The sequence below is a fragment of the Acutalibacter sp. 1XD8-36 genome, from assembly GCF_009917525.1.
Lineage (GTDB): Bacteria > Bacillota > Clostridia > Oscillospirales > Acutalibacteraceae > Acutalibacter.
In genome coordinates this window covers 104,824-117,489 of the sequence record NZ_QZDU01000003.1, presented here as the reverse complement: position 1 = coordinate 117,489, position 12,666 = coordinate 104,824, and the positions used below count along the sequence as shown (strand labels likewise).

Annotated in this window: 14 protein-coding genes; 7 read left to right on the top strand and 7 right to left on the bottom strand. The window is 58.3% G+C overall.

Going from position 1 to position 12,666, the window contains the following annotated elements; translation table 11 throughout:
- Positions 1 to 102: 102 nt before the first annotated feature.
- Positions 103 to 420, top strand: coding sequence for a YbjQ family protein (locus D5270_RS07085; RefSeq protein WP_166543437.1), 318 nt, complete (start codon positions 103 to 105; stop codon positions 418 to 420).
- A 54-nt stretch (positions 421 to 474) separates the two neighbouring features.
- Here the strand turns inward: D5270_RS07085 and D5270_RS07080 are convergent, their stop codons facing one another.
- The gene (locus D5270_RS07080; protein WP_166543436.1) at positions 475 to 675 is read right to left on the bottom strand and encodes a hypothetical protein; all 201 of its coding nucleotides are present in this window, start codon (positions 673 to 675) and stop codon (positions 475 to 477) included.
- A 63-nt stretch (positions 676 to 738) separates the two neighbouring features.
- Positions 739 to 2,145 carry an aminopeptidase gene (locus D5270_RS07075; protein ID WP_166543435.1) on the bottom strand — a complete coding sequence of 469 codons (1,407 nt, stop codon included), beginning with the start codon at positions 2,143 to 2,145 and terminating at the stop codon, positions 739 to 741.
- A gap of 168 nt (positions 2,146 to 2,313) precedes the next feature.
- Between D5270_RS07075 and D5270_RS07070 the strand changes: the two genes are divergently transcribed.
- From D5270_RS07070 to D5270_RS07045, 6 genes are all read left to right on the top strand, one after another.
- Positions 2,314 to 3,144: a LarC family nickel insertion protein gene (locus D5270_RS07070; protein ID WP_166543434.1), complete on the top strand. Its 831-nt coding sequence runs from the start codon at positions 2,314 to 2,316 to the stop codon at positions 3,142 to 3,144.
- A 28-nt stretch (positions 3,145 to 3,172) separates the two neighbouring features.
- Positions 3,173 to 4,141 (top strand): Gfo/Idh/MocA family protein, encoded by a 969-nt coding sequence (locus D5270_RS07065; protein ID WP_166543433.1) that lies wholly within the window; start codon positions 3,173 to 3,175, stop codon positions 4,139 to 4,141.
- 173 nt (positions 4,142 to 4,314) lie between these two features.
- The gene (locus D5270_RS07060; RefSeq protein ID WP_166543432.1) at positions 4,315 to 5,637 is read left to right on the top strand and encodes a glycoside hydrolase family 27 protein; all 1,323 of its coding nucleotides are present in this window, start codon (positions 4,315 to 4,317) and stop codon (positions 5,635 to 5,637) included.
- Positions 5,634 to 6,305: a DUF2461 domain-containing protein gene (locus tag D5270_RS07055; RefSeq protein WP_166543431.1), complete on the top strand. Its 672-nt coding sequence runs from the start codon at positions 5,634 to 5,636 to the stop codon at positions 6,303 to 6,305. The genes D5270_RS07060 and D5270_RS07055 overlap by 4 nt, the downstream gene beginning before the upstream one ends.
- 50 nt (positions 6,306 to 6,355) lie before the next feature.
- Positions 6,356 to 7,336: a choloylglycine hydrolase gene (bsh, locus tag D5270_RS07050; protein ID WP_166543430.1), complete on the top strand. Its 981-nt coding sequence runs from the start codon at positions 6,356 to 6,358 to the stop codon at positions 7,334 to 7,336.
- A 9-nt stretch (positions 7,337 to 7,345) separates the two neighbouring features.
- Positions 7,346 to 8,203: an amidohydrolase family protein gene (locus D5270_RS07045; protein WP_166543429.1), complete on the top strand. Its 858-nt coding sequence runs from the start codon at positions 7,346 to 7,348 to the stop codon at positions 8,201 to 8,203.
- A gap of 35 nt (positions 8,204 to 8,238) precedes the next feature.
- On the opposite strand, the gene D5270_RS07040 is transcribed toward D5270_RS07045, so the two are convergent.
- The 5 genes from D5270_RS07040 to D5270_RS07020 form a co-directional block, all read right to left on the bottom strand.
- Complete coding sequence (locus tag D5270_RS07040; RefSeq protein ID WP_166543428.1) at positions 8,239 to 8,673, bottom strand: ACT domain-containing protein; 435 nt, start codon at positions 8,671 to 8,673, stop codon at positions 8,239 to 8,241.
- A gap of 12 nt (positions 8,674 to 8,685) precedes the next feature.
- A complete protein-coding gene (locus D5270_RS07035; protein ID WP_166543427.1) occupies positions 8,686 to 9,987 on the bottom strand; it encodes a phenylacetate--CoA ligase family protein in 1,302 nt (433 codons plus the stop codon).
- A gap of 65 nt (positions 9,988 to 10,052) precedes the next feature.
- The gene (locus D5270_RS07030) at positions 10,053 to 10,628 is read right to left on the bottom strand and encodes an indolepyruvate oxidoreductase subunit beta (RefSeq protein WP_166543426.1); all 576 of its coding nucleotides are present in this window, start codon (positions 10,626 to 10,628) and stop codon (positions 10,053 to 10,055) included.
- Positions 10,629 to 10,630: 2 nt separating this feature from the next.
- On the bottom strand, positions 10,631 to 12,364 hold the full coding sequence (iorA, locus tag D5270_RS07025; protein WP_166543425.1) for an indolepyruvate ferredoxin oxidoreductase subunit alpha: 1,734 nt from the start codon (positions 12,362 to 12,364) through the stop codon (positions 10,631 to 10,633).
- An 11-nt stretch (positions 12,365 to 12,375) separates the two neighbouring features.
- Positions 12,376 to 12,666: a Dabb family protein gene (locus D5270_RS07020; RefSeq protein WP_166543424.1), complete on the bottom strand. Its 291-nt coding sequence runs from the start codon at positions 12,664 to 12,666 to the stop codon at positions 12,376 to 12,378.

The window sequence follows — 12,666 nt, the reverse complement described above, 5'->3', positions numbered from 1 at the left end:
GTTTTCCCTTGGAAGGCCGGCGCGTTTTTTTGCCCAATCCCCTTGACAATTCCCTTTGATGATATTATAATGATATCACACCAATATAAGGAGGCAACGCAAATGTTCATCGTAAACACCAACGACATCCCCGGACAGCCCATCCAGGCCCTGGGCGTAGTAACAGGCAGCACCATCCAGTCCAAAAATATCGGCAAGGATATAGGCCAGGGCTTCAAGACCCTGGTAGGCGGCGAGCTGAAGTCTTACACAAAAATGATGGACGAGGCCCGGAACATAGCCATGCAGCGCATGGTGGAGCAGGCACAGCAGATGGGCGCGGACGCGATAGTGTCACTGCGCTTCTCGGGCTCCGCCATTATGGCCGGAGCCGCCGAGGTGCTGGCCTACGGCACAGCGGTAAAGTACATAAATAACTGATGCACTTTAAATGAAGCGCTCCGGTCCTCGGGGCGCTTTCGCCATGACCGCCCCTCACATCACCCCCAGCAGTCCGTATATCATGAACACTATCCCCATCAGCAGCCATACCCCGCTGATGAAGTACAGCCCGAAAAGGGCCCCGCTTTTTACCCCGCGCTCTCTGAGCTTTCGTCCCCAGCGGAAGGTGAAGAAAGCTATGGCCCCTCCGGCTATGAGCAGCACGGGCGAGCAGACCAGGTACAGTACAGTCATAAAAACATCTCCAAACAAAAGGCAGTATGGAAAGCCGCCGTACTGCCTGGTTTTTTTTATTGCTTACTCAGCCTCAAAGTAGGCCTTGAACGCCTGATAGGCCGCATACAGGTCCACCTTGGAGATGACCTCGAAGGGGGCGTGCATACTGAGCACCGGCACCCCGATGTCGATGACGTCGGCGTTCAGGCGGGCAATGTCCAGAGCCACGGTGCCTCCGCCGCCCTGGTCCACCTTCCCCAGCTCACCTATCTGCCAGAGCACGCCGGCGTTGTCCAGGACCCTGCGCACCCAGCCCAGGAACTCGGCCGAGGCGTCGTTGCTGCCGCCCTTGCCGCGGCTGCCTGTGTACTTGGCAATGCCTACGCCGCGGTTCACATAGGTGGAGTTGCCCGGCTCAAAGGCAGAGGCATAGGTGGGGTCAAAGGCCGCGGTCACGTCCGCTGAAAGGCAGCTCGACTTGCTCCACACATGCTGGGGCTCCAGGCCCTCGGCACGGCTCAGGTCACAGACAAAGTAGTTCAGGTACTCCGAGCAGAGGCCGGTATTGCCCACAGAGCCAATCTCCTCCTTATCAGCCAGGCAGACAATGCAGGTCTTCTCCGGGGCCTCGCTGGCAAACAGCGCCTGGAGGGCCGGGTATGCGCAGACCCGGTCGTCGTGCCCGTAAGCACCCACCATGCTGCGGTCAAAGCCGATGTCGGCGGCGGGGAACGCGGGCACAAACTCCAGCTCGGCGGAGATAAGGTCGCTCTCTACAATGCCATACTGCTCGTTGAGAATCTTCATAACATTCAGCTTATAGAGCTGCTCCCCCTCCTTGTCAAGGGGCAGGCTGCCTATGAGCACATTTAAATCCTCGCCGGTGAAGGCCTCGCCCAGCTTCTTTACGGCCTGGTCCTTCCCCAGGTGGGGCAGGATATCGGTAATGCAGAACTGAGGGTCCCCGGGGTTCTCGCCCACGTTCAGGATGACCTCACTGCCGTCCTTTTTCACAATCTTTCCGTGGATGGACAGGGGTATCGCCGTCCACTGGTACTTCTTAATGCCGCCGTAATAATGGGTCTTCAGAAGGGCCAGCTCCCCGCTCTCATACAGGGGAATGGGCTTTAAATCCACCCGGGGGCTGTCGATATGGGCCGCGGCTATCCTGACGCCGTCCTTTGCGCCGTTTTTGCCGATAACCGCCAGGCACATGGCCCTGCCCCTGTTGTTATAGTATACCTTCTCCCCGGCGCTGTACTTCTTCAGCGGGTCAAACTCCACAAATCCCGCCGCTTTAGCCGCCGTAACAGTCCAGTCCACGGCCTCGCGCTCGGTCTTTGCGGCAGTGATGAAATCCTTATAGCCCTCGGCAAAATCCATGGCCTTGGGGGCGTCCCTGAGGGCGGCCTCCCTTGAGGGCTTAGCCTTGTCCATCAGAAGCTTCTCGCTGAGCTCCTGAGCCTGAGTCTTTTTATTCTCTTCCATTTTTGCTGACCTCTTTTCTAAAATACTTTGGTTATTATTGGTAAGACTTTCGTATACAAGACCTATTATACCCACCGTCTGCCCAAAAGTCAACACTGGAGTCCCCTTCACATTGACAAATCCCCCGCATCTGTTATAATAGGATAAAACAGAAGGAGAGGACCATATATGAAGACCCTGTATCTTGACTGCAATATGGGCGCCGCCGGGGACATGCTCTCCGCCGCCCTTTTAGAGCTCCTTCCCCCAGAGGAGCGCCCGGGCTTTATAGACGAACTGAACGCCCTGGGTATACCCGGGGTGGAGTTCACAGCCCAGCCCTCGGTGAAATGCGGCATTACCGGCACCCATATGGAGGTGTCTGTAAACGGACATACCGAAGGTGAAGAGCACCACCATGAACATAAACATGAACATCATGAGCACGAACATCATGGACACGAACATCACGAACGTGAGCATCATCACGAGCACGGACATTCCCACCACCACAGCGGTATGCACGACATCGAGCATATTGTAAGCGGGCACCTAAACATCCCCGAGAAGGTGAAGTCCGACATTCTGGCTGTATATAATCTGATAGCCCAGGCCGAGAGCCACGCCCACGGCGTGCCGGTAACTGAAATCCACTTCCACGAGGTGGGCACCATGGACGCTGTGGCGGATGTAGCCGCAGTCTGCCTATTAATGGACAGGCTGTCCCCGGAGCAGGTCATCGTCTCCCCGGTGCATGTGGGCAGCGGCCAGGTCCGGTGCGCCCACGGCATACTGCCTGTCCCGGCCCCTGCCACCGCCCATATTCTCACAGGCGTGCCCATCTTTGGGGGCAAAATCAAGGGCGAGCTCTGCACCCCCACCGGCGCGGCGCTCCTCAGGCACTTCGCCACTAAATTCGGCGACATGCCCGTTATGACCCTCCTGCAGGTGGGCTACGGCATGGGCAGCAAGGACTTTGAGGCCGCAAACTGTGTTAGAGCCATGCTTGGAGAAGCATGAGTAATATAAACCTTTGGAGGAAATTATTATGAACGTAGCAGTTTTGGGCGCATGGCACGTGCACACAATGGAGTACGCCACCGCCGTGCAGAACAATTCCCGCACCACCCTCTCCTGCCTCTGGGACAGCGATTCAAAGCGCGGCGCAGAGATGGCCGAAAAGCTTGGCGTGCCCTTCCAGCCCGATTTGGACGCCCTGCTCAGCGACCCCTCTATAGAGGCCGTCACCGTCACCACCGCTACCGCCGAGCATACCGAAATACTCAAGGCCGTGGCAAAGGCCGGCAAGCATATCTTCACCGAGAAGGTCCTGGCCCTCACCAATGAGGAGGCCGCGGACATCGCCGGCGTCATCCGCAGCAGCGGCATTAAGTTCACCATCTCCTACCCCCACAAAATTCGCCCCACCCTCAAGGCAGCCAAGGAGCTGACCGAAAGCGGGAAGCTGGGCAGGATAACCTACGCCCGGGTGCGCAACGTACATAACGGCAGCAGCGCCGGATGGCTCCCGCCCCATTTCTACGACCCCAAGGAGACCGGCGGCGGGGCTATGATGGACCTGGGCGCCCACCCCATGTACACCCTTAACTGGCTCATGGGCGAGCCCAAGTCCATCGTCTCCATGTTTACCGAGGTGACCGGCAAGGGCGTAGAGGACAACGCCGTGTCCGTTATCGAGTTTGGCGGCGGTGCCATCGGCGTGTCCGAAACCGGCTTTGTAAGCGGCGGCATGGGATATGTGCTTGAGGTGGGCGGCACAGAGGGCTCCCTGATGGTCCATAACGACATTTTAGAGTATAGCTGCGCCGAGACCGAGGGTAAGCTGGTGGAGCTCGGGGACCTCCCCCAGGCTGACCCCATGCCCATTGACGCCTGGATTGACGCCTGCATTGACGGCGGCGAGGCTCCAAACGGCATAGACGACGCGGTTGCCCTCACTAAATTCATGGTGGGCGCCTACGAGTCATATAAAACCGGGTCAAAGTATATCTTTTAAAGAACTATATGCTCTAAATATAATATAATGATACTCAGCCCTGATACTTTTTCCAGGTATCAGGGCCCTTATTTTAATATAATTCTCAAAAGCTCTTGCAAGATTGAAGGAAATGTGTCATAATATCTGAAACGTATCAACAATGTGATGATGACCCTTTGGAGGATATCTTTATGACAAACAATGTATTTGCCCCAACCCCGCCCATGGGCTGGAACAGCTATGACTACTACGACACCACCGTAAACGAGGAGCAGGTACGGGCCAACGCCCGGGTCATGGCTGAGCGCCTGAAGGAGTGGGGCTGGGAGTATATCGTCATCGACATCCAGTGGTACGCAAAAAACGCCGGGAGTATGCGCGGGCGCTTCCAGTACATCCCCTTCGGCCCGGTGGAGATGGACGCCTGGTCCCGCCTTCAGCCGGACCCCGAGCGCTTCCCCTCCTCCCAGGGGGGCAAGGGCTTCTGGCCCCTGGCAGACTATATACACAGCCTTGGCCTCAAGTTCGGCATACATATAATGCGGGGCATACCCCGGATTGCCGCCCATGTCCACGGCAAAATACTGGGCCATAACGAGACGGCTGATATGGTAGCCGACCCTGCCTCTGTCTGCTGGTGGAACCCGGATATGTACGGCGTGCGGGACTGTCCCGGGGGCCAGGCCTACTACGACTCAATTATAAAAATGTACGCCGACTGGGGCGTGGACTTTATAAAATGCGACGACATCTGCAATACCGACCACTGGACCCCAAACAGCGAGAAGGCCTTCGCCAGAAGCTTTGAAATAGAGATGATATCCCGCGCCATTGAAAAGAGCGGGCGCCAGATTGTGCTGTCCCTCTCCCCCGGCCCGGCGGTGATAGGCAAGGCCTGGCACTACCAGACATATTCCAATATGTGGCGCATTACCGACGACTTCTGGGACGACTGGGAGCTTTTGAAGGCCATGTTCCCCCGCTGCGAGCAGTGGCAAGACCATGTGTTCCCCGGCTCATACCCCGACTGCGACATGCTGCCCTTGGGCTATATCGGCGCGGGCTTCGGTGACGAGCGCCTGACCCGATTTACAAGGGACGAACAGAAGACCATGTTCACCCTCTGGTGTCTGATGGGCTCCCCCCTGATGATGGGCGGTGAGCTCACAAAGCTGGACGACTGGACCATGTTCATCCTCACCAACTGGGACGTGCTGGACATGCTCCCCTGCCGCCCGAAACAGCTCTACCGCAATGACAGCTCCGCCGCCTGGACCGCCTTGGACCCGGACTCCGGGGAAAAATATGTGGTGCTCTTTAACCTTGCCGACGAGCCCCAGCACCTTTCTGCCTCTGTCAGGGACATATGGCCCCGGACCATTGCGGGCATAGACTTATGGGAGGGCAGGCGCACCGAGTTCACCGACGGCGCCGTGACTGCCGACGTAGCCCCCCACGGCTGCGCGGCCTTCCGCATAGCCAGCACCGCCAAGCCCTGGGAGGACCAGCAGTGAGCGCGGGGCCGCTGAGCCCCCGGGCCATGGACTTCCTCTTTGAGCTGTCCATAAACAATGAGCGCCCATGGTTTCAGGAGCACAAGCCCGAGTTTGAGGCCCTGCTGCACCGGCCCTTTAAAGAGCTGGCTGAGGAGACCCTGGACATAATGTCTAGGCGCTTTCCCGCCTGCGGCTTTGGCCTGCACATCTCAAGGATATACCGGGACGCCCGGAGGCTCTTCGGCCGCGGCCCCTACCACGACCACCTTTGGTTTTCCCTTCAGCGCGCGGACTGCCGCAGTCAGGGACCAATGCTCTGGTTTGAGTTCGGGCTTTCGGGCACCTCCCACGGCCTCGGCTACTGGGAGCGCTCCGCACAGCAGGCGGCGGCCTTCCGCAAAAAGATAGACAGCGACCCAAAGCGCTTTGAGGAGCTGCTGCTCGCCGTCCCGGACAGGGAGCGCAGCCGCCTGTGGGGTGACGAGTACAAGCGCCCGAAGGGGCATATAAGCAGCCTTATCGACCCATGGTACAACCGCAAGCAGGCCAGTATAGGCTACGACGACTACTTTGGCGACGAGCTCTTTACAGACAGGCTCCCCCTGCTTCTCTCAGAGTCCCTCTCCGGGCTCATACCCCTCTATCACTACATGATGGAGGCCGCCGGACTGGAGCTTAAAGAATAAAAATCTCGCCTCTACTCATACTATAACCCAGTATGAAAGGAGGCACATAAATGTGCACTTGCATTACAATGAAGACCCGGGACGTATACTTCGGGCGCACCATGGATATCCACTACCGCTTCGGTGAGCAGGTCTCCGTCACGCCCAGGGGCTTCCGCTTCCCCCTGAAATCCGGGGACAGCTTTGAAAACTGGTACGCCATGATAGGCATGGCCTCTGTCCAGGGGGATTACCCCCTCTACGCCGAGGCCACCAACGAGAGGGGCCTCTCAATGGCAGGGCTCAACTTCCCGGAAAACGCCTGGTACGGCGAGCCCATCCCCGGAAAAAGAAACCTCACCCCCTATGAGCTCATCCCCTGGGTTCTGGGCTCCTTCGGCACCCTTGAGGAGGTAAGGCGGGAGCTCTCGTCCCTGTGGCTTGTCAATATTCCCCTTGACCCGGACACTCCCGTGGCCCCCCTCCACTGGATGATAAGCGACGCCCAGGGCTCAAGCATAGTTTTGGAGCAGACCAGGGAGGATGGCCTTAGGATATACGACAACCCCTTCGGCGTACTCACCAATAACCCCACCTTCCCCTACCACAGCATGAACCTAAACAGCTTCATGAACCTCACCTCAAGCCCGCCTCAAAACCGCTTCTGCAAGGGCCTGGACCTTACGGCCTTCGGCAGCGGCATGGGCTCTATCGGCCTGCCCGGGGACAACTCCCCCACCTCCCGCTTTGTGCGGGCCTGCTTCAACAGGGCGAACTCCCTATGCGGCGGCACCGAGGAGGAGTCGGTGTCCCAGTTCTTCCATATTCTCGACAATGTATGGATAGTACGTGGCTCCACCATGGCAAAGGGCAATATCTGCGACACCACCACCTACGCCTGCTGCATGAACGCCTCCCGGGGGATATACTACTATAAGACCTACTCCAACTCCCAGCTTACCGCCGTGCGCCTTACCGAGTCCAATATCAACGCCAAAAGGCCCACCTTCTACCCCCTGGAGGAGGAGCAGCAGATACGCTTCATCAACTAAGGAGGCAGTATGATAATCGATTTCCACACCCACAGCTTCCCCCCAAAGCTGGCGGCCTCCACCCTTAAAAAGCTCAGCGCCGCCAGCCATACCCTCCCCTTCACCGACGGCACCCCGGAGGGCCTTCTCGCCTCCATGGACAGCGCCGGGGTAGACCTCTCGGTCGTCCTCCCGGTAGCCACAGCCCCCCGCCAGGTTGAGCATATCAACGACGCCTCCGCAGCCATTAACGAGAGCGCCCCTGAGAAACCCGGCTGTGCCGGGCTCTTCTCCTTCGGCTGTATGCACCCGGACTTTGAGGGCTGGCACAGGGAGCTTGCCCGGGTAAAGCACCTGGGCTTAAAGGGTATCAAGCTCCACCCGGTATATCAGGGGGTGGACTTCGACGACCCACGCACCCTGCGCATTCTGGACCGCGCCGGTGAGCTCGGCCTAATAGTCGTCACCCACGCCGGCCTGGATGTGGGCTTCCCCGGAGTGTCCCGCTGCTCCCCTGAGATGGTGCGCAATGCCGTGGGCAGGGTCGGCCCGGTAAAGCTTATCCTCGCCCATATGGGCGGCTGGCGCTCCTGGGACCGGGTGCTGGAACTCCTTGCTGGCCTGCCTGTCTACATCGACACCAGCTTCTCCACCGGCAGAATGACCCCCGCCGACAGCCACTACTCTGAGGACGAGCTACAGCTTCTGGACAGTTCCGGCTTCATGGCCCTTGTCCGCGCCTTCGGCCCGGAAAGGGTGCTCTTCGGCAGCGACAGCCCCTGGAGCAGCCAGAAGGACAGCCTTGACTGGCTCCGTGAGCAGCCCCTAAACCCCCGGGAGCTTGAGGACATCCTGGGAAATAACGGTAAAAACTTACTCCAAATATAACGAAAAAGCCGCGGCTATGCGCCGCGGCCTTTTTGTTATATTTGGGATATATTCTCCTGGTCCACCAGCTTTATGCCCTTCCCGGAAAGGGCAAGCGCCGCCTTCTGGGGCTCCTGCACCCGGAATATCATGTAGGCATGGTCCACATCCCCGCCTCCCAGGAACGCGTACATGTACTCAACATTTACCCCGGCCTCAGTCAGCACCTGCAGAATTTTGTGCAGTCCTCCCGGCTCGTCCGGTATCAGCACCGCCAGCACCGGCGTCAGCTTGTGCACAAACCCGCCGTCTTTAAGTACCGTCGCCGCCTTATAGACGTCGTCCACGATTATCCTCACAATGCCGAAGTCATTGGTCTCCGCAAGGCTTAAGGCCCGCATGTCTATGCCGTTCTCAGCCAGCAGCGCCGTCATATTCGTCAGCGTCCCCGGCCTGTTCTCCAGGAAAACGGATATCTGGTTGACTGTCATAGTTTGCCCTCCTTATATCTTTCTCTTATCAATGACCCTAACAGCCTTCCCCTCGCTGCGCACAATGGACTTTGGCGCCACCAGGGTCACCTTAGCCGTGAGCCCAAGCATAGAGCGCAGGCCCTCCACCAGTTCCTTCTGCCTCTGGGCAATATCCCCCAGATTGTCAGTGAACATTTCCGGCGTCATCTCAACCTGTACGTCCAGGGTGTCGGTGTTCTTCACCCTGTCCACGATTATCTGGTAGTTTGCCGGATACCCATGGTTTAGAAGCACCGTCTCTATCTGGGACGGGAATACGTTCACGCCCCGGATAATGAGCATATCATCCGTACGGCCCTGAGGTTTGGTCATCTTCACATGGGTGCGCCCGCAGGGGCATGGCTCCCGGGTGAGGGTGCAGATGTCCCTGGTGCGGTACCTTATCAGCGGGAAGGCCTCCTTTGTGATAGACGTGAACACCAGCTCTCCCTGGCTCCCCTCCGGCAGTACCTCTCCTGTCTCCGGGTCAATTATCTCAGCGATAAAGTGGTCCTCATTGACGTGCATTCCGCTCTGGGCCGAGCACTCAAAGGACACCCCGGGCCCCGAGAGCTCTGTGAGCCCATAGATGTCATAGGCCTTTATCCCCAAGGTATTCTCAATCTCCCTGCGCATTTCCTGGCTCCAGGCCTCCGCACCAAAAATGCCCGCCTTCAAGGGTATATCATCCGGCCCCAGGCCCATCTCCTTCATGGTCTCGCCTATATAAGCCGCATAAGAGGGCGTACAGCACAGGATAGTGGCTGAAAGGTCCTGTATAAACATTATCTGACGCTCCGTATTCCCCGAGCTTGTGGGTATCGTCAGGCACCCCACCTTATGGGAGCCGCCGTTCAGCCCCGGCCCCCCGGTAAAAAGCCCGTAGCCATAGCTCACCTGGCAGACGTCCTCGTTTGTGCCTCCCGCCGCCATAATTGCCCTGGCGCAGCAGTCCTCCCACAAATCAATATCATGCTGGGTATAAAAGGCCACCACCCTTTTGCCGGTGGTCCCGGAGGTGGACTGTATGCGCACACAGTCCTTCAGGGGCATTCCCATGAGCCCATAGGGGTACGCCTCCCTCAAATCAGCCTTTGAGAGAAATGGAAGCTTATGAAGGTCGTCCGATGACCTGATATCATCCGGCGTGACCCCCTTCTCCTCCATCTTCTTCCGGTAGTAGGGCACATTCTCCCAAACATGCCGCACCTGCCTCACCAGCCGCTCATCCTGGAGGGCCTTAATTTCCTCCCGGGAGGCGCACTCAATCTCGGGTTGGTAGTAGCGTTCCACTTTGCATCAGTCCTTTCAAGACATATCTATATTTAATATTGAGTCTTCATGTGGCGGGAAAGCCGTCAGGCCGTCCTCCTCCCCAGCTCAAAAGCCCTCCTGTTAAGCTCCAGGAACTTCGCGGGCACACAGGCCTCAATAGCCTCCTGCCAGGCTTCAATGGGGAAGTCAAAATAGTGGGAGAGCCGCCCCAGCAGCACCAGATTCACCGCCTTGGCGCTACCGGCCTCCTCTGCAAGCCCCAGGCAGTCCAGGGCGTCTACCTTCGCCCCGGCGGACTCCAGCTTCTCCACCAGCCCTACAGGGTACTCCGCCGCCCCGGTTATCACTGGCATAGGGTCTATCCGCTGGGTATTCGTCACCACCCGGCCCTCAGGCTTCAGGTATGACAGCCACCTTGCGGCCTCCAGCAGCTCAAATGAAACTATGGCGTCAGCCTCACCTCTATCTATCACCGGGGAGTATACCTTCTCACCGTAGCGCACAAAGGTGACGACGCTGCCCCCCCGCTGGCTCATGCCGTGGACCTCAGAGACCTTCACATCGTATCCCCGGCCCATGAGCAGATGTCCCAGCAGCTTGCTGGCAAGCAGCGACCCCTGGCCTCCAACACCAACTATCATTATATTTTTCGTATCCATCCTTAACCCTCCTTAAACGCGCCAAAGCCGCACAGCTGCCCGCAGACCCCGCAGCCCACGCACTGGGTGCCGTCAATATGGGCCTTGCCGTCCTTAATGGAAATTGCCGGACAGCCTATCCTCATGCAGGCCCTGCACCCCCGGCACTTCCCAGCGTCCACTTTAAGCGCGGGCTTATGCTTCACATACTTTAAGAGCGCGCATGGCCTTCTGGAGATTATCACCGAGGGCTCACTAACACCCAGCTCCTCCTTCACAGTCTCCTCACAGGCCTTCAAATCATATGGGTCCACCACCCGCACACGCTCGATGCCCATGGCCCTGCACAGGGCCTCAAGGTCAATCTTACCTGCCGGGTCCCCCCGGAGGTTAAGGCCTGTTGTAGGGTTCTGCTGGTGCCCTGTCATGCCGGTGATACTATTGTCAAGTATTATCACTGTAGAATCAGACTGGTTATAGGCCACATTGGCAAGCCCCGTCATGCCCGAATGCATAAAGGTTGAGTCACCTATCACCGCCACGGCCTTCCCCCCGGCCTCAGGCCCCCTTGCCTTGTTAAAGCCGTGGAGCCCGCTGATTGAGGCCCCCATACACAGGGTCATATCCATAGCACCTAGGGGCGGCATTGCCCCCAAGGTATAGCAGCCGATATCCCCCAGCACCGTGCAGCCAAGCTTTTTCAGCGTGTAGAACAGCCCTCTGTGCGGGCACCCGGCGCACATCACCGGCGGCCTGTTGGGCAGCTCCTCTGAAAGCCCCCTGCCCTTTGGCACATCCAGCCCCAGCTTTTCAGCCACCATATTCTGGCTGAGCTCGCCTGTCAGCGGGAAGCAGTCCTTTCCGCTTAAACTGAGCCCCAGCCCCCGGCAGCAGCCCTCCAGGAAGGGGTCGCCCTCCTCAACTACCACCAGCCGCTCCACCCTGGCGGCGAAATCCTTTATAAGGCCCTCCGGCAGAGGCCATACCATCCCCAGCTTCAGCACCGGGTACCTGTCCCCGCAGGCCTCCTTCACATACTGATAGCAGGTGCTGGAGGTGATAATGCCGACGCTGCTGTCCCTGCCGTCCTCCACCCGGTTTATCCCCGAGGTCCCGGCCCACTCCGCCAGCTGCCTGAGCCTCTCCTCAACCACCGGGTGCCTCTTAATAGCATTGGCCGGGGCCATTACATATTTATGCGGCTCCTTCTCATAGGGCTTCGCCTCCGGCTCCCTACGCTCCGAGAGCTCCGCCACCGACTGTGAATGGGCCACCCGCGTGCACATCTTCAGCAGCACCGGAGTGTCGAACTCCTCCGAGAGCTCATAGGCAAGCTTTGTAAACTCCAAGGCCTCCCCTGAGTCGGAGGGCTCCAGCATGGGGAGCTTCGCCGCCCTTGCATAGTGCCTGGAGTCCTGCTCATTCTGGGACGAGTGCATACCCGGGTCGTCAGCCACGGCAATCACCATTCCGGCGTTTACCCCGGTATAGCCCATGGTGAACAGCGGGTCGGCGGCAACATTGAGCCCCACGTGCTTCATGCCGCAGAAGCTCCTCTTTCCCCCAAGGCTCGCCCCGAAGGCCGTCTCCATTGCCACCTTCTCGTTTGGGGCCCACTCGCAGTATATCTCTGAAAACTTAGCCGCCTCCTCGGTTATCTCCGTGCTGGGGGTGCCGGGATAGCTGGACGCTATGGCGCACCCAGCCTCGTAGAGCCCCCGGGCTACGGCGGCGTTGCCTAAAATAAGCTTTTTCATATGTATCTCCTTCAAAAAGTATAGTCAATACAGGCCCGGTTCTCCCTGATGCCGCCCACAAACTTCCCAAAGGCAACATGCTCGGGGCAGACCTGATAGGTGTTCAAATCCTCAATGCTGTCAAAGTCGAAAATGAGGGCCACGTCAAAATTGGCGTTTTGGGCCCCTTCCGTGCACCGCACCGCCTGCCCCTCCAGGATAACAGGCAGCCCGCACAGCTCCACGCCCCGCCGCAGAAACTCGGCAATATTGGCCTCTTTATTTTCTTCCTTTAAAGAAAACATGCAGATATGGCGTATCAT

Excerpts from the sequence above, each read along its gene's own strand:
- D5270_RS07080 (WP_166543436.1), bottom strand. The coding sequence starts at position 675 with ATGACTGTACTGTACCTGGTCTGCTCGCCCGTGCTGCTCATAGCCGGA.
- D5270_RS07060 (WP_166543432.1), top strand. The coding sequence starts at position 4,315 with ATGACAAACAATGTATTTGCCCCAACCCCGCCCATGGGCTGGAACAGC.
- bsh (WP_166543430.1), top strand. The coding sequence starts at position 6,356 with ATGTGCACTTGCATTACAATGAAGACCCGGGACGTATACTTCGGGCGC.
- D5270_RS07040 (WP_166543428.1), bottom strand. The coding sequence starts at position 8,673 with ATGACAGTCAACCAGATATCCGTTTTCCTGGAGAACAGGCCGGGGACG.
- D5270_RS07070 (WP_166543434.1), top strand. The coding sequence starts at position 2,314 with ATGAAGACCCTGTATCTTGACTGCAATATGGGCGCCGCCGGGGACATG.
- D5270_RS07075 (WP_166543435.1), bottom strand. The coding sequence starts at position 2,145 with ATGGAAGAGAATAAAAAGACTCAGGCTCAGGAGCTCAGCGAGAAGCTT.
- D5270_RS07030 (WP_166543426.1), bottom strand. The coding sequence starts at position 10,628 with ATGGATACGAAAAATATAATGATAGTTGGTGTTGGAGGCCAGGGGTCG.
- D5270_RS07065 (WP_166543433.1), top strand. The coding sequence starts at position 3,173 with ATGAACGTAGCAGTTTTGGGCGCATGGCACGTGCACACAATGGAGTAC.
- D5270_RS07085 (WP_166543437.1), top strand. The coding sequence starts at position 103 with ATGTTCATCGTAAACACCAACGACATCCCCGGACAGCCCATCCAGGCC.
- D5270_RS07045 (WP_166543429.1), top strand. The coding sequence starts at position 7,346 with ATGATAATCGATTTCCACACCCACAGCTTCCCCCCAAAGCTGGCGGCC.
- iorA (WP_166543425.1), bottom strand. The coding sequence starts at position 12,364 with ATGAAAAAGCTTATTTTAGGCAACGCCGCCGTAGCCCGGGGGCTCTAC.
- D5270_RS07020 (WP_166543424.1), bottom strand. The coding sequence starts at position 12,666 with ATGATACGCCATATCTGCATGTTTTCTTTAAAGGAAGAAAATAAAGAG.